Genomic DNA, 20,451 nt, shown 5'->3' with positions numbered 1-20,451 from the left:
TTTTCTAAAAGGCGCCGTTTTGGCGCCTTTTACGTTTTTCTGCACATTCGATAACCAGAACACGGACCGGTCAAAAAACTGCTTTTTAAAATTGCCCACCGTAACGCATCATTGCGATGCGATACGCTTTTATGCCAAGGATATAGCCATGCCCCTCGATATCAAGAACGGATCATCCGATCAGAAAACATCCATGCACGGGCGCGGCGAATTCATTATCCTGATTGCCGCCATTATGGCGATCAACGCGCTTGCCGTCGACATCATGCTGCCTGGCCTGCCTCAGATTGGTGCAAGCCTTGGCATTCAGTCGGAAAATCATGCGCAATTCGTCATCACCGCCTATCTGCTGGGCTTTGGCGTCTCCCAGCTTTTTTATGGTCCCCTCAGTGACCGGTTTGGACGCAGAGTGCCACTGTTTAGTGGCTTGGCGATCTATATTCTGGCCTCGCTTGCGGCCGCTTTCGTGACCGATTTTACGACACTGATCGTGTTGCGCATCCTGCAAGGGCTGGGCGCTGCCGGAACGCGTGTGATCGCGGTTTCCGTGGTGCGAGACAGGTTTGCAGGCCGTCAGATGGCCGAAGTCATGTCGCTGGTGATGATGATTTTCATGATCATGCCCATCGTTGCACCCGCTACAGGCCAGCTCATCATGCTGTTTGGCGAATGGCACCTGATATTCCTGTCCATGGCCGTGATGGCATTGATCGTCGCCCTTTGGGCATTCATCCGTCTGCCTGAAACCCTGCCTGTCAGCCATCGTCGCCCACTGACGGTCAAAAGCATCGCTGGCGGTTTTGTCATCGTACTGACAAATCGCGTCGCACTTTTCTATATGCTTGGCACATCTTTCATTCTCGGTGCCTTGTTTGGCTACATCAATTCGGCCCAGCAGATTTTTGTCGATATCTATAAACTAGGGCAGTGGTTTCCGCTGGCTTTTGCCGCAGTTGCCATGACGCTGGCGCTTGCCTCGTTCCTCAATTCCCGTCTTGTCGGACGTTACGGCATGCGTCGGATTTCACAGGCAATGTTGCTGCTCTTCACAGCCATGAGCCTTTTATGGATGGTTCTTTCCCTCGTCATTGAAGGTCCGATGCCCTTTGCCTTGCTGATGGCCATCTATATGACGATCATGTTCTCGTTTAGTCTTGTTACGTCCAATTTCAATGCGCTGGCCATGGAACCGCTGGGCGATGTCGCAGGCACAGCGTCTTCCGTGCTGGGTTTTGCACAAACAGTCATTGGTGCTGCATTGGGTGCGGTGATCGGTCAGGCTTTTGACGGAACGGTCACGCCGGTGGCCATGGGCTATTGCTTGCTGGGTTTCCTGGCGCTCGGCTGTGTGCTTATTGCCGAAAACGGGCGCCTGTTTCAGGTCAAAAACCCACAGACAGAAACAGTCATCTGATGATTTGAATGATCGTGCATTTTATCCGAAGACCGCTTCAAACTTTTCGGAATGCGCTCTGTCATGCTTCCCAGAGTGCTGCATGAATGGCTTTCCAGCTTTCACGGTCGGGTGCGGCCAACAATCCGCCCCCGACATGCGACGGTAGATAGTCACTACCATCCCAGCGCGCGCTGTAACCACCCGCCTCGTGATGGATCAATGCACCCGGCAAATGATCCCATGGCATCAGCTTGTTATAGAGTGCAAAATGCGCGCCACCCGTCGCCAGAATGCGATATTCATGCGCGGCACAACGATAGCCGATCTGCGATAAAAACCTGGTATGATTGCGGGCCAGTCGCGAACGCATAGGCTCGGCCACATATTGCCATGAAACCGAACCGGTCATCTGCTCAATATCGCCTGCCTGCGCCACGCTCGCGCGTTTTGTCGTCCCATCGGCGTGACGGATATAGGCACCGCTGCCTTTGGCGGCCGTGATCCAGTCCCTGCCCACAGGATCGTGAATAATACTGGCGATGGTTTCACCCTTTGCAACCACCGCCAGCATGACGCCAAACAGCGGCACGCCGGATGCGAAATTAAACGTTCCATCCACCGGATCGAGGGTAAAGGCAAGATCGGCCGTGCCAAGACCGTCCAGAAGCGCTGGATTGTCCGAACAGGCTTCCTCGCCCACGATCAGCGCATCAGGATAAAGCTCTCGTAACTGTGCGGTCAAAAAAAGTTCCGCACTGATATCGGCTTCAGTTACCAGATCGGCGGGCGAGGTTTTTTGCCTAATATCGGACACATCGAGCCTGCGAAAGCGCGGCATGATTTCGGTGCGTGCGGCGTCGGCAAGCAAATCGGCCAAATGCCCTATTTCCGTTTCATCAAACCGCAATTGCAATATCCTCGTCACCAGAAATGGTAAGCCCCGCAAAGTCGAACAGTTTTCGGTCGAGCAGATGGCTCGGGCGCACATTGGTCATAGCACGGATCATCGTATCCTTGCGTCCTGGCATGCGCTTTTCAATATCCGCCAGCATGGCCTTCATCGCATTGCGCTGCAGGCCTTCCTGACTGCCGCAAAGATCGCAGGGAATAATCGGGAATTGCATGGCAGTCGCGAATTTTTCCATATCCTCTTCCGCCGCATAGGCAAGCGGACGGAACAGCATCAGATCACCCTCATCATTGACAAGCTTGGGCGGCATGGCGGCTAGCCGCCCGCCATGAAACAGGTTCATGAAAAAAGTTTCGAGAATGTCTTCGCGATGATGGCCAAGAACCACCGCCGAACAGCCTTCTTCACGTGCAATGCGGTAAAGATTGCCGCGGCGCAGACGTGAGCATAGCGAACAATAGGTGCTATTTTCTGGCAGTTTTTCTGTGACGATTGAATAGGTATCCTGATATTCGATACGGTGTTCGATGCCATAGCGATTGAGGAATTCCGGCAGGATATGCTTTGGGAAATTCGGCTGGCCCTGATCCAGATTGACGGCCAGAAGCTCTACAGGCAAAAGCCCGCGCCATTTAAGATCGAGCAGCAGCGCTAGCAGGCCATAGGAATCTTTGCCGCCTGAAAGACAAACCATCCAGCGCTCACCGGGCTTCACCATGGCAAAATCATCAAGCGCCTGTCGTGTGAGCCGCAAAAGCCGCTTGCGCAGCTTGTTGAATTCAACCGTTGTAGGCACGTCGCGGAAAAGCGGATGGCAACCGTCGCCACCATCTGCGGCAATGTCTTGATCGAAAGCTGGCATGATGCTTCCCGGAACAAATGAGTTTTCTGTTTCATACAGAAAAGCCGTCCATGGGGAAACCATGGACGGCCATTTCTTTGCTTTAATTCGCCCGAAGGTGAAAAATTAACGCGAGTAGAATTCGACCACGAGGTTCGGTTCCATCTGAACGGCATAAGGCACGTCAGAAAGGGTCGGAACACGACCATAGGTCGCAACCATCTTGTTGTGGTCGACTTCGACGTAATCAGGAACGTCACGTTCTGCGAGCTGAACGGCTTCAAGAACGATCACGAGCTGCTTGGACTTTTCGCGCACTTCAACAACGTCACCGGCCTTCAGGCGGTAGGACTGGATGTTGACGCGACGGCCGTTCACATTGACGTGGCCGTGGTTGATGAACTGACGAGCGGCGAAGATCGTCGGAACGAACTTTGCGCGATAAACGACAGCGTCCAGACGCGATTCCAACAGACCGATCAGATTTTCACCGGTGTCACCCTTACGGCGAGCGGCTTCGTCATAGGTCTTGCGGAACTGCTTTTCGGAGATATCGCCGTAGAAACCCTTGAGCTTCTGCTTGGCACGCAGCTGTACGCCGAAATCCGACAGCTTGCCCTTGCGGCGCTGGCCGTGCTGGCCGGGGCCATATTCACGACGGTTGACCGGGGATTTTGGGCGGCCCCAGATGTTTTCGCCGAGACGGCGGTCGATCTTGTATTTTGCAGATTCGCGCTTGCTCATCGCATTTCCTTTAAAATTATTAGCGCCATGTGGCGCATACAGGAAACGCGCCCTCCTCTGCCCTCGGTTTTCGAGGACTGACAGGATGAAGTGCGCAAGTGCGATCCTCATCCACGGGACACGTCAAATGAAACGCCGGCACCATCACAGCACCAGCGATGGCGGCTTTTAGTCATGCGCATGTGCTATTGTCAAGTTAGAACCGCCAGAAAGCCCCGACATACGTACAGTTTGCGTACTTACACACCCGTTTGCAACATTTTGCCATCAAGCGTGAAGGAACACGGCCCCGCATCCGGTCATTATGCTCCTGCAACTGTCACGACTTACTTTCAACGAGGTGTGCATGGCCAGATTTTTCCTGCCCTTCAGCAAAACGGTCATCGCCGCCATTCTAGGGCTTGGTTTTCTTATGCCTGTCCATGCATTGGGCCTGGGGGCGGCCCCGGCAAAAGCCCAAACATTCATCGAAAACATTCTTAAACGCGATGCGCAAAAAGCACAGGCTCGCAAAAAGCAGGCCTCTGGAAAAAAGCAAACCAGACGCACAGAACAGAAACGAAGCAAAAGCAAGATACAGTCCAAGCCCGCAGCTTCTTCTGCGTCCCCTTCTTCACAGTCTGTGGCCGTCCCAATTCCGGTTCCCGAGCAGAAACCTGATCAACCAGCACCAGTGCAACCGGCAGACGACAAGACTGACCCGGTTCCGGTCAAGCCTGAGGAAAAACCGGCAAGGCAGAACACTGAACCACGGGTAAACGCCCCAGAGAAGTCAGATGATAAGCCTGCCGACAACAAACAGGCCGAAAAATCTGCAAAGGACGAGCGCGTCTATCAGGTGGCTTGTCCAGCCCTGATTGCAGGCGAAGTCGAGGGAAAGCTGCTGCCCCCCATCAACGATGACGCGCAATGCGGTGTTCATTCCCCTTTATTGCTAAGCGCAATCGGCAAGGAGCAGCCATTAAAATTCACGAATCCGGTTACGACAAATTGCGCCATGGCCGTGACGCTGGCGCAATGGAGTATCGAGGTCAACAAGGCTGTCCGCGACGTATATGGAAAAGACATCAAGATCAGCGAAATCGGCACCGGTTCAGACTATAAGTGCCGCAAGGTCAACGGCGCTTCAAGGGGGCGGGTTTCCGAACACGCATTCGCGAATGCGCTCGACATCATGTCTTTCACCTTGTCCGATGGAAGCCAAACACAGCTTGAAAGCGGATGGCAGGGTTCAGACAAGGAAAAAGCCTTCTGGCGGGCAGTTCATGGCGCAAGCTGCAAAATGTTCATGACCGTGATCGGACCGGATGGCGATGCCGCACACAAGACAAACATGCATCTGGATCAGGGCTGTCATGGGAAAACCTGTCTCACCCGTCTGTGTCAATAATCATCGTAACCACACGATACTCATAAATAAATACAGATTAACGCTCTAAGCTTATCCGTATTTCAATTTGATGCCTTCCTGATAAAATGGAGGGCATTTCAAAAGGATTCGGGCATGAAGTTGATTAAATTTATACTAACCACCACTGTCGCACTTGGCTTTACAGCCGCAGCCAATGCAGCCAAGATTCCCACTCGCTCAAAGGATTTTACTGGCAATTATCAAACATTGATCAAAGATCAGCAGGCTTCACCGCAAGTGGCGGATTGCGTTGCTGCGGCTTATGATTTCGTCAAAAAAGACAAGAAATACGATCAGCTCGGCTTTACCAAGGATGACTTGGCGGCGGCACAAACCAGCCAGAAAGCCGCGAAATTCAGCGACGAAGATCCGCGCAAGGTCTCATCGATTCTGACAGTGCCAGGCGAAGCGCGTATTAAGGCGACCGGCTATCAATGGGATGGTATCAATCTGCGTTGTGGCATTACAGACGGAAAGCTCACAGCGATTGAGTTCGTCAAAACAAAGGACGCACAATAAAAAACATTCAAGCTCCTGACACCAAATCAGGAGCTTTTCTTTTCTGGCAGGCCCTTGTGCTTCGTCTCTGCAAACTCTTCCAGCTGCTTTTCGGACATGGATTCATACATCTCCTTTGACGCGCCTACGAGGTCCTTGACTTTCGTGTCGCCGCGCTTGGCTGCTAAGGCAGCGCCTGCTGCCTTTTGCTGGGCTTGCGATTTAGCGGGCATGGCATCCTCCTGAAAATTTGCGATTCTAATTAGAAAACGCAATGTTCAAAGAGTCGTTCCGGGCTATTCCCGTTCGCGATCAAACTGTGAACGCGCCGTGCTCAATGCGGCACGATTGACGACTGCCCACTGCCCGAGACTATTAATTGGACCTGCCAGCGAATGGCCAATATCGGTTAGCGCATATTCCACTTCCGGCGGCGATACGGGCCGGACATGGCGTGAAACCAGACCATCACGCTCAAGGGAACGCAAGGTAACTGTCAACATACGCTGAGATATACCTTCAATTTCTCGACGTAATGCATTGAAACGCTTAGGTCCACCTTGCAGATTGAAGACAACCAATATGCTCCAGGTGTCTCCCACCCGATCGAGCACATCCCGTATCGGACAAGAACCATTTCCGTCCTCTTCAAATGCCGGGGTAGAGGAAAGCAAGGGCGTTTCAGCGCATGGAAGCGTGGATATAGTCATTGTTTTTCTGGAGCGTATTCGATCTGTTTGAATAAGACCGGCACACCTCAACTCCTTGTATTCATATCATAATCTAATCGATGCTCGTTTCACGACGATCGCATTATGCTCTAGCTATTTCTACGACAGTTACTTTGAAGTGCTCTGCTCATGTCAAAGTGCGTTCTTCACGAACATTCGGTCCTGCGCTATATGGTTATCATAAGTAACCTTGTTATGAAATACACCCAACGCTAGAAAGGAAACATCATGGCTAAAATCGCATTGATCGGCGCAACCGGCTTTGTCGGAACGGAAATATTGAAAGAGGCGTCGTCTCGCGGACACAGTGTTACAGCGCTTGTGCGTCATCCGGAGAATGTCGAGAACGCTACGAATGTCACGGCAGAAAAAGCGGATGTTTTCGATGCTGAAGCGCTGGCAAGGCAGATTACCGGGCATGATCTGGTCATTTCCGCATTCAATCCGGGCTGGGGCGACAGCAATATTCGCGAGAACCACATCAAGGGCAGCCGTTCCATCAATGAAGCCGCCAAAAAGGCAGGCATCAAGCGCGTGATAGCGGTTGGCGGTGCCGGTAGCCTATCGATAAACGGACAGCAACTTGTTGATTCACCTGAATTTCCAGCAGAGTGGAAAGAAGGTGCGCTTGGTGCACGTCAAGCGCTTGAAGAACTGCGTAACGAAGACGGACTTGAATGGACATTCGTGTCCCCCGCCATCACGCTGCAACCGGGCGAACGCACGGGAAAATACCGCCTTGGCACCGATGAACCGGTGTTTGATGACAAGGGCGAAAGCATTATTTCCGCTGCCGATCTGGCGGTCGCCATTGTGGATGAAGCCGAGCAGAACAAGCATATTCGCGCACGTTTCACCGCCGCTTATTAATAATGCAGAGGGCTGGACGACTCCTTCGTTCAGCCCATTTTGCTGGGAATGGGTGTAAATAACACAGTTTTACTACCCAAGAGCATGTCTTGCCCCCTATTAAAGCCTTAAAACTGCGGATCAGATACGAATAAACAGGCCTTTTCAGTCGAACATAGCGAAACGGCACAGATATTGTCTGGCTTAGCCCACTTAAACAAGCTCGACATCGATCACGCCCGGAATAGCTTTCATGGCACTGGCGATCTGCGGGCTGACGCGATAGCGATGCGGCAGTTCGATCTCCACTTCGCGCTGGCCATTTTCCTTGATGACGATCAGGCTCACCTGACCATCGCCGCGCGTGTTGAAATGCGGGGCAATATGACGAACGGCTTCGGCTGAGCGCAGATAAAGCCTGAGTGCCTTCTGCATACGGCAGGCTTCGTCCTCCAGCGATTGTACCGTCTGGATACGCAGGCCGATCCCTTCCGGGCGATCTTCGGCCTGAACCGTGATGACCACCGACTTGCCGCTTTCCAAAAGATCGCGATATTGCGCCAGACCTTCCGAGAACAGCACGCCCTCGAACTGACCGCTCGCGTCAGAAAACTGCACGATGCCCATCTTGTTGCCGGTGCGCGTCTTGCGTTCCTGCCGCGCTGTCACCGTGCCTGCGAGACGCCCCGCATTGGCGCCGCGTTTGACGGCTGCAGAAAAATCGGCCCAGCTTTGAACGCGCATTCGATCGAGCACGGAGCGATATTCATCGAGTGGATGGGCGGAAAGATAAAAGCCGACCGCCTGAAATTCGCGATGCAGCATTTCCGATGGCAACCAGGGAGCGGCCTGCGGCAGAATTAGTGTTTCCTTCGGTGCGCCCGAAAGGCCAAAAATATCCGACTGGCCGCTTGCCGCGTTTTCCTGGGTGCGCTGGGAAAAGCCCATGATGCGATCCATGCCCGCACTCATGGCCGGACGCTCACGCCCGAAACAATCCATGGCACCGGCATTAATCAGGCTTTCGAGCACCCGGCGATTGACGATCCTAGGATCAACGCGCTCGCAAAAATCCTCAAGGCTTTCATAGGGCTTTTGCGCACGCACATCGGCAATGTGATCGACTGCCGCCTCACCCACGCCTTTGATGGCTGCGAGCGAATAGAAAATCTGCTTTTCACCCACCTCAAACGGGCGGAAGGAGGTCATGACCGAAGGCGGCACCACCTCGATGCCCAGACGATTGGCCTCGCGGCGGAAATCATTGAGCTTGTCTGTATTCGACATATCATAGGTCATCGAGGCGGCCAGAAACTCGACCGGATAATGCGCCTTCATATAGGCGGTCTGGTAGGAAACGATGGCGTAGGCTGCCGCGTGCGATTTGTTGAAACCGTAATCGGCAAACTTGGCAAGCAGGTCGAAAATCATATTCGCCTGCGCCTTGTCGAGGCCGTTTTCAAGCGCACCATCGACGAAACGCACGCGCTGCTGGTCCATTTCGGCACGAATTTTCTTACCCATGGCACGGCGCAAGAGATCGGCTTCACCGAGCGAATAGCCCGAAAGCTCCTGCGCGATCTGCATCACCTGTTCCTGATAAACGATAACGCCCTGCGTTTCCTTGATCAGATGATCGATTTTTGGGTGAACGGAAGCAATTTCCTCTTCGCCGTTCTTACGCGCATTATAGGTCGGAATGTTTTCCATGGGACCGGGACGATAAAGCGCCACAAGTGCGATAATATCCTCGATCCGGTCGGGACGCATGCCAAGCAGCGCCTTGCGCATACCGGCACTTTCCACCTGGAACACGCCGACCGTTTCGCCGCGCGAGAGCATCTCATACGTCGGTTCGTCATCAAGCGGCAGATGCGAAAGATCAACCTTGATGCCCTTGCGGGCGACGAGCTTAACTGCCGTGTCCAGAACCGTCAGCGTTTTCAGGCCCAGAAAGTCGAACTTGACCAGCCCCGCCTGCTCGACCCATTTCATGTTGAACTGGGTGACCGGCATGTCGGAACGCGGATCGCGATACATCGGCACCAGTTCCGAGAGCGGACGGTCACCAATCACGATACCGGCCGCATGGGTCGAGGCGTGGCGGTACAGGCCTTCGAGCTTCAGTGCCATGTCAAGCAGACGTCCGACCACCGGCTCCTTGTCGCGTTCCTCGACAATTTTGGGTTCGGTATCAATGGCCTGAGCCAGCGATACCGGATTAGCCGGGTTCTGCGGCACCAGCTTGCACAGCCGGTCCACCTGCCCATACGGCATTTCAAGCACGCGACCGACATCACGCAGCACAGCACGTGCCTGCAACGTACCGAAGGTGATGATCTGCGCCACCTGCTCGCGCCCGTATTTCTCCTGCACGTAGCGGATCACCTCTTCGCGGCGGTCCTGACAGAAGTCGATATCGAAGTCGGGCATCGATACGCGATCGGGATTGAGGAAGCGCTCGAACAGCAGTGAGAAGCGCAACGGATCGACATCGGTAATGGTGAGCGCATAGGCCACCAGCGAACCGGCACCCGAACCGCGCCCCGGCCCGACCGGAATGTCATGGGCTTTGGCCCATTTGATGAAGTCGGCAACGATCAAAAAATAACCCGGAAACTTCATGCGGGTTATGATACCGATCTCATATTCGAGACGCTCGGCATAGTGTTGCTCGGTGTAACCATCGGCGAGACCGACGGTATCCAGACGCATTCTAAGGCCTTCGCGGGCCTGCCGCGCCAGTTCGCTCGCTTCGGCGGCAACGGCTGCTTCCGGGTCGTCCGATTCGCCTGTGAAACGCGGCAGGATCGGTTTGCGCGTTTGCGTGTACCAATGGCAGCGCAGCGCAATCTCCACAGTGTTTTCGAGTGCTTCGGGCAAGTCTGCAAAAAGCTTGGCCATCTCCGCGCGGCTTTTCAGATAATGATCAGGCGTCAGGCGGCGGCGATTGTCATTGGACAGAATTTGCCCCTCGGCAATGGCCAGAAGCGCGTCATGAGCCTCAAAATCCTCCGATTGCAAGAAAAAGGCTTCATTGGTGGCAACCAGCGGCAATTGCAGATCATAGGCGGCTGCGATGGTTTTTGCCTCAAGCCCCCGATCATAACCGGACTGGCGCTGCAATTCGACATAGAGACGGTCGCCGAAATACTCCTTCAGATACGTAAGACGCGCCCGCGCCCTGTCCGGGCGGTCGGCAGTGAAAGAGCGGCCTAAGGGACCAAGCGGTCCGCCCGTTAAAAGGATCACATCTCTGGAGAGCTCTGCAAGCCAATTCGCCTCGATATGCACGGGATCGCCCGCAGGTGTATCAAGATAGGCGCGACTAACCAGCCGCACGATATTGGCGTAGCCTTCTTCCGTTGCTGCAAGCAGCACCATAGGGGCGAGGTCGAGTGCCAGCCTGCGATTGGCACTGCGGCCATTGTCGCTATGGTCGCCAAAACCAACATCCAGCTGACAGCCGATAATCGGTTGCAACCCTTCCTTGGAAGCTTTTTGCGCGAATTCGAGCGCGCCGAAAAGATTGTTGGTGTCGGTAATCGCAATGGCTGGTGCTTCATCGGCAACGGCCTGCTTGATGATTTTTCCGACCTGCAAGGCGCCTTCGAGCAGGGAATAGGCGGAGTGCGCACGCAGATGTACAAAGCGGGGCGTCGTCACAACAACTGACGTCGATAGCCCTGCGCTTGCTGCATCACTCATTTTATCGACCCCGATCACGTACCAAACCAAACTGGCAAAAATATCACCAGAAGAACATCGTCATTCAGGATGACGACGAGAGGAGCGACTCTTGCCGCTCCCGGATCAGTTTCAGGGAATGCTTGAACGAAGTCCAGAGAAAGCGGCCTCTCATCGCACGGATGCACAAGAGAAACCGGGATTTTATGTTCAGATAACGCTCACCCAAATAGCAAAGGTGGCAACGAAAAGGCTGACGGAAACGAAGGACAAAACATCGTAGATGAGATCGGTCATGGGGATAACTCCTCTTTGTTCACGTATGTTTATTATTTGTTCTATTTTTGTTCCAATGTCAATGCCTGTTCTGCGACTCCCTTTATTTTAGGGTTTACGAATAGTAAAAACAACCCGCCAGCGAAAAAACGCCAGCAGGCTATATCAAAGGTATCAGAGCTGAGTGCATTACGACGGAATGCGCAGCGCCACCTTTTTAAAGGTCGACGACCTTGCCGTCCTTCAGCGTGACGCGGCGATCCATACGCTCAGCCAGTGCGTGATTGTGGGTAGCAATCAGGGCTGCCAGTCCCGATTGTCTCACCAGCGCCTCCAGCGCACCAAAAACATAAGAGGATGTGGTCGGGTCGAGATTGCCGGTGGGCTCGTCGGCCAGCAGCACCAGCGGCGCATTGGCCACCGCACGCGCAATTGCCACACGCTGTTGCTCGCCGCCCGACAGTTCTGCCGGGCGATGCGAGGCGCGCTTGCCGATTTTCATATATTCGAGCAGAAGCTGAGCACGTTCCTGTGCGGCCTGTTTTGACAGGCCGCGGATCATCTGCGGCATCATCACATTTTCCAGAGCGGAAAATTCCGGCAGCAGATGGTGGAACTGATAGACAAAGCCGACATCGTTGCGGCGCACCGATGTGCGCTCATCATCGGAAAGCGCACCGCAGGAATGGTTATTAAGAATAACATCGCCGCTGTCGGGTCGCTCAAGCAAACCAGCCGTATGGAGAAGCGTCGATTTACCCGCACCCGATGGGGCAACCAGCGCCACCATCTCACCGCGTCTCAACGTGAAATCGGTATCCTTCAGAATAACCAGTTCGCGGTCGATTTCCTTATAGGCACGGCTGACCTTTTCCAGCCGCAGGATCACTTCAGCCGCCATTATTCATACCTCAATGCTTCGACCGGATCGAGCTTGGCAGCACGCCAGGCCGGGAAAATGGTGGCGATGAAAGATAGGACAAGCGCCATAAGGATCACCGAGATCGTCTCCCCCGGGTCCATTTTGGCCGGCAACTGACTCAAGAAATAGAGTTCGGGGTTGAACAATGTCGTTCCCGAAAGCCACGAAAAGAATTGCCGCAGGCTCTCCACATTGAGACAAACCAGTACGCCGAGCGCCACGCCCGCAACCGTACCGGTGACGCCGATGGCAGCGCCCGTCATCAAAAAGATGCGCATCACAGCGCCCCGTGTCGCGCCCATGGTGCGCAGGATCGCTATATCGTGGCCCTTGTCCTTCACCAGCATGATGAGGCCGGAAATGATATTGAGAGCGGCCACCAGCACGATCAGCGTCAGGATCATGAACATCACATTACGCTCGACTTCAAGCGCTGAGAAGAACGTCTGGTTGCGCTGTCGCCAGTCGACCATATTGAGCTGGCGCGCTGCCACCTGTTCAACGGGCGCACGCATCGCATCGACCTTGTCAGGATTATTGACGAATATCTCCAGCGACTGCACCTTGTCTTCCTGATTGAAGAAAAGCTGCGCTTCGGAAAGCGGCATCAGGACAATCGAATTGTCATATTCCGACATGCCGATCTCAAAAATCGCCACCACCGGATAAGCCTTGACACGCGGATTGACGCCAAAGGGCGTCACATCGCCATCGGGAGAAATCACGCGCAGCGTATCGCCAATCGTAAGCCCCAGATTTTCCGCCATGCGCGTGCCAATCGCCACGCCGCCGCTTTGATCAAAGCCTTGCAGCGACCCTTGCCGGATATTGGTGGAGACGAGCTTGAGCTTGTCGAGGTCTTCCTCGCGAAGGCCCCGGATCAATGCGCCGCTGCCAGCACCGACATTGCCCTGCACAAGCGCCTGCCCCTCGACCACGGGAATGGCGAACTGCACGCCGGAAATACCGTCGATGCGCTTGATGAGATCGGCATAGTCATCGAGCGGTCGGTCGATGGGCTGCATGATAAGATGGCCGTTGATCCCAAGAATTCGGGTCAGAAGTTCAGCGCGAAAGCCGTTCATCACCGCCATGACGATGATGAGCGTTGCAACGCCGAGCATGATGCCGGTAAAGGAAAAACCGGCAATCACCGAAATAAACGTTTCGCGGCGGCGCGCACGCAGATATCGCCAGGCAATCATCCGCTCGAAAGCCGAAAAAGGCCCGGATTTCAGAGGTTTTTCCGCAGTCTGGTCCTTGCCCGCTGGGTTACCTGCTGGTTGGCCTTCAGGCTTTGCTGCCGCCGCTTTAATCATGCTTCACTCGTCAAAAGGTTGATGGCAGCATCGACAGTGAGGCTCTGCCGCTCTCCTGTCTTGCGGTCCTTGATCTCGACTTCGCCGCTTGCCACGCCGCGCGGACCGACGATCACCTGCGTCGGCAGGCCGATCAAATCCATGGTTGCGAATTTCGCGCCCGGACGGTCGTCACGGTCATCAAGCAGCGGATCGATACCGGCATTGCTGAGCGCTTCGTAGATCTTTTCACTCACCTGATCGCAGCCCTCGTCGCCCGGTTTCATATTGACGATACCCGCACCGAATGGGGAAATGGCTTTGGGCCAGATGATGCCCGCATCGTCGTGGAAAGCCTCGATAGCAGCCGCCACCAGACGCGACGGGCCAATGCCGTAGGACCCCATGGAAACTGCATGTTCCTTGCCGTCCGGCCCCTGCACTTTCGCGCCCATGGCGTCCGAATATTTGGTGCCGAAATGGAAGATGTGGCCGACTTCAATGCCGCGTGCCGAAAGCTGGTCGTCGGATTTCACCTGTGTCCATGCGCTCTCGTCATGCATTTCATCGGTTGCAGCATAAGGTGCTGTCCAGCGCTCGACGATATCGGTCAATTGCGCATCGTTACGGAAATCTGTGTCAGCACCCGGCACATCAAGCCCCAGATAAGCACGATCGCAATAGACCTGGCTTTCACCGGTTTCAGCCAGAATGATGAATTCGTGGCTAAGGTCACCACCAATAGGGCCAGTATCGGCGCGCATGGGAATCGCCTGCAAGCCGACACGGGCAAAAGTGCGCAGGTAAGACACGAACATGCGGTAATAGGCCATTTTCGCGCCCTCATAATCGAGGTCGAACGAATAGGCGTCTTTCATCAAAAACTCACGCGAGCGCATCACGCCGAAACGCGGACGCACTTCGTCACGAAATTTCCACTGGATATGATAAAGATTAAGCGGCAGATCCTTATAGGAGCGCACGTATGAGCGAAAAATGTCTGTGACCATTTCCTCATTAGTCGGACCGAACAGCATTTCGCGCTCCTGCCGGTCCTCGATGCGCAGCATTTCCTTGCCATAGGCATCGTAGCGCCCGCTCTCACGCCACAGATCGGCAGACTGGATGGTCGGCATCAGGATTTCATTGGCACCTGCGCGGTTTTGCTCCTCGCGGATAATGTCGCAGACCTTGTTCAATACTTTAAGCCCGAGCGGCAGCCAGGCGTAAATGCCTGCCGATTGCTGACGGATCATCCCCGCACGCAGCATCAGCCTGTGAGAGACGATTTCCGCCTCTTTCGGATTTTCCTTCAGTATGGGCAAAAAATACTGCGACAGACGCATGCGAACCACCGTTCATGTGAGAATGCCTGAATGCTTTAAGAATCAGGCAAAAATTAAGCATATCCGCTGGTTTATTATCGGGTTATGCCGCCAATGGAAAGCCGCAGCGTTTCGCTTTGCATGGCGCAGATTTCACCATCCACAGACGGTTTGACGCCGCCTTTTGCCAGCGCTTCCCAGGTGACGCGCCGGGTTTCGCCTTCAATTTCAAGATTTTACCGGTGTTTGAGCCAAAACAGAAAATAATTGCGAAAGAAATGTGACGGGATAGAAGATTTTTGGTGACAAAAGCTGTGCAGTCCGCTATTTTTTTCAGCATAAGAGCACAACGGATTAAAACCGTTGGTTTCACGCGGTCAAAGTCTTGGGAGGATGGATCCAGGCGCGATTATCGCTGCCGCCGGTAAAATGGAAACGGGTCGAACGCGTATTCGATTAGCAAGGCGAAAGCCTTGCTTTTTTTTTGCGTTTGGCCTGTTACGCTGCCACGCGGTTCCTATGCGCCATTTTTGAACGCACGTCCAGTATTAACCTATTATTTTTGTGTGATTATAATACAAAACGACAATTGTGCACAGGAATGGGATTAAACAGCATGGCTGGGCGTTTTCCCGCAAGCCTTAACTACGAGCAGATGTGGAACTGTATCTCTCACGCTTCCGAAAAACGCTAAAGACACAAATCAAAAGCCACAATCTATAATTGCATTAGAGATTTCTAATTAAAAAGAAACCCCGCCTAAATTTTAGGCAGGGCATTGCATGGTCAACATTGAAAAGGCTGTGATCACTTCAAATCAGGAAAGAAGTGCGGGATGTCGTCCAGACCAAGGCCGCGCACTTGCGTCAGATAATAATAGAGCGCGAAGATGAGACTGGCGACTATCGTTGTGCGCAGAAAGGCGCGCCATATGCGTGGCTTTGCCGGTGCGCTTGCGACTGTTCCAAGCGTCACGTTACCTTCCTCAGCCTGCGTACGCAGCCCTACCGGCAAAAGCGCGAAAAGCGTCGTCCACCAGATAATGAAATAGATCGCAATTGCGGAAATGAGGGACATTTATACCTCTTCAAGTTCGATAAGCGTGCCGTTGAAATCTTTCGGATGTAAGAACAGCACCGGCTTGCCATGCGCGCCCTGCTTGGGCTCGCCGTCACCCAGGATGCGTGCACCTTTTGCCTTCAACACCTCGCGGGCGGCCAAAATATCCTTCACTTCATAGCACAGGTGATGCATGCCGCCTGACGGATTTTTGGCAAGAAAAGCGCCAATTGGCGAATTTTCTCCCAAAGGCTCCAGCAGTTCGATCTTGGTATTGCCGACATCGATAAAGACGACAGTGACGCCATGCTCGGGCAGCGCCTGCGGTGCAGACACATTCGCACCCAGTTGATCGCGGTAAAGGGCTGATGCGGCGGCGATATCCGGTACGGCAATCGCCACATGATTGAGACGTTCAAGCATCAGCACCTCCCATGCTTTACGCTTATGCGTTTAACGTACCCTGTTCACGAACACCGTCACCACAGGCTTTTTGCCCCATGTCATATTTGCCGCAGCGCGAACGGCACGGCGCACGGATTCGCGAACCAGTTCAACATCCTTGCGGCGCACCCGCGGAATGCTGTCGATGGCCTCGACTGCCGCATCGAGCAGAATATCTTCGAGAAGATCGCCCTGCCCGTCTTCTTCCGGCAGACCAAAAGCAGCCAGATCCGGCTCGTCCAGAAGCTTGTTTTCGCGGTCGAGCAGAACATTGACCGCGACATGACCGACATAAGCGAGCTTGCGCCGCTCGACCATACCGATCTCGTCCTCGTCGCCGATCAGCTTGCCGTCCTTGTAGATGCGGCCAATCGGTGCTTCGTCGATGATTTCTGCCTTACCGGGTGCGAGCCGCAGCACGTCGCCATTGCGGATTTGGGCTACCTGTTCGATGCCTTCCATGGCACCGAGCGATCCTTGCGCCACAAGATGTGCCGCCTCACCATGCACAGGCACAAGAATTTCCGGGCGCACCCATGCGTACATGCGCTTTAATTCACTGCGACGCGGATGGCCGGAGACATGCACCAGCCCATCCTCGTCGCCAATAATCTTGATCCCGCGATCGATCAGCTGGTTCTTGATATCGAGAATGGCTTTTTCGTTGCCGGGAATAGCACGCGAGGAATAGATGACCGTGTCACCCGGCGAGAGCGCAAGGCTGCGCATTTCATCACGCGCAAGCTTTGCCAGCGCCGCACGCGGCTCTCCCTGACTGCCCGTAAGGATGACCACCACGTTTTCACGCGGAATATAGCCGTAATCCTCTTCGCTTAAGAATTCCGGCAGACCTTCCATGTAACCAAGTTCGGTCGCAACGGCAATCGAGCGCTTCATGGAGCGCCCGACCACCAGCACCTGGCGGCCTGCATCGCGTGCGGCTTCCGTGATGGAGCGGATACGTCCGACATTGGAGGAGAAGGTGGTGATCGCCACGCGACCCCGCGCATTTTCAATCAGTTCGCGCAGGCTCTCGCTCACCTGCCGCTCGGAGGCGGATTCGCCCTCGCGCATGGCATTGGTGGAATCGCAGATCAGCGCCAAAACGCCCTTATCGCCATAGGCGCGGAAGCGCGCTTCATCAATCACCGGCCCAAGCGATGGCTCTGGGTCCATCTTCCAGTCGCCGGTATGGATCACCGTGCCAAGCGAGGTGGTGATGGCCAGCGAAACCGGCTCGGGGATCGAATGGGTGACGGCAATCGCCTCGATCTTAAACGCGCCGAGCTCAAATGTTTCACCGGCCTTGTAGATATTGACCGGAATATCCGGTGCGCCGTGTTCCGACTGGCGTTTGGCCTCCAAAAGCCCGGCCGTAAATGGTGTCGCATAGACCGGCACCTGCAAACGCGGCCACAGATCGAGCAAAGCGCCAAAGTGGTCTTCATGCGCATGTGTAATCACAATGCCGCGCAGATTGTGTTTTTGGGCTTCAAGATAACGAATATCAGGCAGGATCAGATCAGCGCCCGGCTGTTCGGGACCGGCGAAGCTCACACCCATATCGACCACCAGCCATTCACGATTGTCTTCCGGACCGAAACCGTACATAGCCAGATTCATGCCGATTTCGCCCACTCCGCCCAAGGGCAGGAAGACGAGTTCCGGGTTGTTGGATCGGGCCATGAAATTTCCTCTGTTATTATCTTGTCTATCGATTGCGCTTCAACTGAACCCAAACGGCCACAGTTGCAAGTCTTGGCAACACGATAATCCTGTTATTTGCGCAATGTTGCAGCCGTTCCGAAATAGACATCACCCGCCGTGATCGCAACCCGCTCGCCGTCATCGTCGCGAATGACGAAACGACACGCCGCATCAATTGTCTCGAAACGGCCTTCGACGACCCTGTCCTGAAGCTTGATGGCGACATTGTCGCCAAGTCCATGCGCACGCTCAAGCCAGCGCTTGCGGATATGGTCCAGTCCACGCCCCATGTCCCAGATGCGGTAGTTTTCCACCCATGCATCCGACAGCGCTGAAAACAGCGTTTCGGCATCGACCTTGCATCCCACCGCATGAAGCGAAATCGCCGGATAGGGCAAATCTTCCGGGTAGCCAACGACATTGGTCCCGATGCCGACGGCCACGCCGAGGGCCCTTTCACGCACAAGCGTGGATTCAAGACCGATACCGCTTAGTTTCGCACCATTGAGCAACACATCATTGGGCCATTTTAGCGTAATTTTGGAAGGCACCGTGGGGGGAAAGATGGCAAAGACCGCGTCGAGCGCGTTGGCCAGAGAAAGCCCTGCAACAAAGCCGAGTGTTGCGGCACTCGTGACATCGAAATTTTCGACCAGAAGCAGGGTGGAAGCCAGATTGCCGTCCGGTGCCGTCCAGACGCGACCGCGACGGCCCCGGCCCTGTTCCTGTCTTTTGGTCACAAGCCACAATTTTCCGGTATCGCCCGAGGCAGCGCGTGTCAGCGCTTCCGCATTGGTCGAGCCAATCGCCGCAAAACTTTCGAGGCGATAGCCGATATTGTGGGCAACAGGCGATAGCGCAAAATGCATGCGAGACACCCGTTGCAGTCTATCAGAACAACGACTTCGCAGCCATATCGGCATAATTGCCAATAGGGCCAGCGAGGAAGATGTAGAACAGCACGAAAGCGCCCGTGACGCCGAGAACGAGACGAAGCTCACCCGCGACCGGGACAAAGCCTACACCCGTCGGCTCGTCGAACCACATGACCTTGATCATGCGCAGATAGTAGAATGCGCCCACGACCGATGCCACGATACCAATGATCGCCAGCGGCAGCAGTCCAGCCTGAACGGCTGCAAGGAAAGTGTACCACTTACCAAAGAAGCCTGCGAGCGGCGGAATGCCAGCGAGCGAAAACAGGAAGATCGTCATAATGGTTGCCAGCACCGGATTGGTGCGCGACAGACCTGCCAGATCGTCGATCTGTTCGACATTTCCGTCACGCGTGCGCATGGCGAGAATGAAGGCAAACGAGCCGAGCGTCATGGCAAGATAGATCGCCATATAGATCGCAACACCCTTCACACCCACTGCCGTTCCGGCAGCCAGACCCACAAGCGCATAACCCATATGGCTGATCGAGGAATAGGCCATCAGGCGCTTGATGTTGCGCTGGCCGATGGCTGCAAAAGCACCCAAGACCATCGAGGCGATGGCGATGAAGACGATGATCTGCTGCCAGTCATGGGTGACGGGAGCAAAGGCTTCGCATACCACACGCACGATCAACGCCATGGCAGCCATCTTGGGGGCGGCCGCAAAGAATGCCGTCACAGGCGTCGGCGCACCTTCATAGACATCAGGCGTCCACATATGGAACGGCACCGCCGAAATCTTGAACACCAGGCCGGCCAGAATGAACACCAGACCGAAAACCAGGCCAAGCTGGCGCTCGCCGCTGGTAATGGCTGTCGCAATTTCAGCAAAGCCGATATGGCCGGTGAAACCGTAGACGAGGCTGATACCGTAAAGCAGAAGGCCCGAAGACAGCGATCCAAGCACAAAATATTTAAGGCCTGCTTCAGTCGATTTCACGCTGTCGCGGTTAAATGCCGCCAGCACATAGAGTGCGAGAGATTGCAGCTCAAGGCCGAGATAGAGTGAGAGCATGTTGGAGGCCGACACCATCAGCAACATACCGAGCGTGGACACGACGATCAGCACTGGAAATTCGAACTTGTCGAATTTCTCGAGTTTTGCAAAGCCCACCGACATGATCAGCGTGACGATGGAACCAACCAGTGTCAACACCTTCATGAAGCGGCCAAAACTGTCATTGACCATAGCGCCGCCAAAGGCGCTGCCGTCTTTGGGGAAAAGAACCACCAGTGCCAGGGCTGCAATCAGCACTGCGACCGCCAGTCCGTTGACGAGCGTGGTTGCCCGTTCACCGGAAAACACGCCGATCATGAGCAGTGCCAAGGCGCTTACCGCAAGGAGAACCTCCGGTGCAGCAAGGGTCAGGTGAGCTATCAGATCAGTCTGCATGACCTTTTACGCCTCTATTTTC

General features: G+C 54.6%; 18 protein-coding genes. 4 read left to right on the top strand and 14 right to left on the bottom strand.

Features of this window, described 5'->3' with window-relative positions; translation table 11 throughout:
• The first annotated feature begins 148 nt into the window (after positions 1-148).
• Positions 149-1,414, top strand: a complete 1,266-nt coding sequence (locus AAIB41_RS02895; protein WP_343314108.1) for a multidrug effflux MFS transporter — start codon at positions 149-151, stop codon at positions 1,412-1,414.
• Between the two features lie 61 nt (positions 1,415-1,475).
• On the opposite strand, the gene AAIB41_RS02890 is transcribed toward AAIB41_RS02895, so the two are convergent.
• The 3 genes from AAIB41_RS02890 to rpsD form a co-directional block, all read right to left on the bottom strand.
• The gene (locus tag AAIB41_RS02890; protein ID WP_343314107.1) at positions 1,476-2,303 is read right to left on the bottom strand and encodes an inositol monophosphatase family protein; all 828 of its coding nucleotides are present in this window, start codon (positions 2,301-2,303) and stop codon (positions 1,476-1,478) included.
• Positions 2,293-3,168, bottom strand: a complete 876-nt coding sequence (ttcA, locus tag AAIB41_RS02885; protein ID WP_343314106.1) for a tRNA 2-thiocytidine(32) synthetase TtcA — start codon at positions 3,166-3,168, stop codon at positions 2,293-2,295. The genes AAIB41_RS02890 and ttcA overlap by 11 nt, the downstream gene beginning before the upstream one ends.
• Positions 3,169-3,273: 105 nt before the next feature.
• Positions 3,274-3,891 carry a 30S ribosomal protein S4 gene (gene rpsD, locus AAIB41_RS02880; protein ID WP_343314105.1) on the bottom strand — a complete coding sequence of 206 codons (618 nt, stop codon included), beginning with the start codon at positions 3,889-3,891 and terminating at the stop codon, positions 3,274-3,276.
• Positions 3,892-4,303: 412 nt separating this feature from the next.
• On the opposite strand from rpsD, the gene AAIB41_RS02875 reads away from it, so the two are divergent.
• Entirely contained in the window at positions 4,304-5,281 is a 978-nt protein-coding gene (locus tag AAIB41_RS02875) for an extensin family protein (RefSeq protein WP_343314790.1), read from the top strand.
• Positions 5,282-5,395: 114 nt separating this feature from the next.
• A complete protein-coding gene (locus AAIB41_RS02870; protein WP_343314104.1) occupies positions 5,396-5,821 on the top strand; it encodes a hypothetical protein in 426 nt (141 codons plus the stop codon).
• 26 nt (positions 5,822-5,847) lie between these two features.
• Here AAIB41_RS02870 and AAIB41_RS02865 read toward each other — a convergent pair whose 3' ends face one another.
• Positions 5,848-6,033: a DUF3008 family protein gene (locus AAIB41_RS02865; RefSeq protein WP_343314103.1), complete on the bottom strand. Its 186-nt coding sequence runs from the start codon at positions 6,031-6,033 to the stop codon at positions 5,848-5,850.
• Positions 6,034-6,096: 63 nt separating this feature from the next.
• A complete protein-coding gene (locus AAIB41_RS02860) occupies positions 6,097-6,510 on the bottom strand; it encodes a helix-turn-helix domain-containing protein (RefSeq protein WP_343314102.1) in 414 nt (137 codons plus the stop codon).
• Between the two features lie 249 nt (positions 6,511-6,759).
• Here AAIB41_RS02860 and AAIB41_RS02855 point away from each other — a divergent pair, with 249 nt between their 5' ends.
• Entirely contained in the window at positions 6,760-7,401 is a 642-nt protein-coding gene (locus AAIB41_RS02855) for an NAD(P)-dependent oxidoreductase (protein WP_343314101.1), read from the top strand.
• A gap of 192 nt (positions 7,402-7,593) precedes the next feature.
• Here the strand turns inward: AAIB41_RS02855 and dnaE are convergent, their stop codons facing one another.
• The 9 genes from dnaE to nuoN form a co-directional block, all read right to left on the bottom strand.
• Positions 7,594-11,088 carry a DNA polymerase III subunit alpha gene (dnaE, locus tag AAIB41_RS02850; protein WP_343314100.1) on the bottom strand — a complete coding sequence of 1,165 codons (3,495 nt, stop codon included), beginning with the start codon at positions 11,086-11,088 and terminating at the stop codon, positions 7,594-7,596.
• A gap of 472 nt (positions 11,089-11,560) precedes the next feature.
• The gene (locus AAIB41_RS02845; RefSeq protein ID WP_343314099.1) at positions 11,561-12,244 is read right to left on the bottom strand and encodes an ABC transporter ATP-binding protein; all 684 of its coding nucleotides are present in this window, start codon (positions 12,242-12,244) and stop codon (positions 11,561-11,563) included.
• A complete protein-coding gene (locus tag AAIB41_RS02840) occupies positions 12,244-13,470 on the bottom strand; it encodes a lipoprotein-releasing ABC transporter permease subunit (protein ID WP_343314789.1) in 1,227 nt (408 codons plus the stop codon). Before AAIB41_RS02840 ends, AAIB41_RS02845 begins: the two co-directional genes overlap by 1 nt.
• 110 nt (positions 13,471-13,580) lie before the next feature.
• Positions 13,581-14,909, bottom strand: coding sequence for a proline--tRNA ligase (gene proS, locus AAIB41_RS02835; RefSeq protein ID WP_343314098.1), 1,329 nt, complete (start codon positions 14,907-14,909; stop codon positions 13,581-13,583).
• A gap of 786 nt (positions 14,910-15,695) precedes the next feature.
• The gene (locus AAIB41_RS02830; protein ID WP_343314097.1) at positions 15,696-15,965 is read right to left on the bottom strand and encodes a DUF1467 family protein; all 270 of its coding nucleotides are present in this window, start codon (positions 15,963-15,965) and stop codon (positions 15,696-15,698) included.
• Complete coding sequence (mce, locus tag AAIB41_RS02825) at positions 15,966-16,370, bottom strand: methylmalonyl-CoA epimerase (RefSeq protein ID WP_343314096.1); 405 nt, start codon at positions 16,368-16,370, stop codon at positions 15,966-15,968.
• A 30-nt stretch (positions 16,371-16,400) separates the two neighbouring features.
• On the bottom strand, positions 16,401-18,077 hold the full coding sequence (locus AAIB41_RS02820) for a ribonuclease J (RefSeq protein ID WP_343314095.1): 1,677 nt from the start codon (positions 18,075-18,077) through the stop codon (positions 16,401-16,403).
• 92 nt (positions 18,078-18,169) lie between these two features.
• A complete protein-coding gene (locus AAIB41_RS02815) occupies positions 18,170-18,967 on the bottom strand; it encodes a biotin--[acetyl-CoA-carboxylase] ligase (protein WP_343314094.1) in 798 nt (265 codons plus the stop codon).
• A gap of 22 nt (positions 18,968-18,989) precedes the next feature.
• Complete coding sequence (nuoN, locus tag AAIB41_RS02810; protein WP_343314093.1) at positions 18,990-20,429, bottom strand: NADH-quinone oxidoreductase subunit NuoN; 1,440 nt, start codon at positions 20,427-20,429, stop codon at positions 18,990-18,992.
• Between the last annotated feature and the right edge of the window lie 22 nt (positions 20,430-20,451).

This window comes from Brucella sp. BE17, from assembly GCF_039545455.1.
Classification (GTDB): domain Bacteria; phylum Pseudomonadota; class Alphaproteobacteria; order Rhizobiales; family Rhizobiaceae; genus Brucella.
The sequence above is the reverse complement of the archived record's forward strand: the minus strand, read 5'-3'. Positions and strand labels throughout refer to the sequence as shown.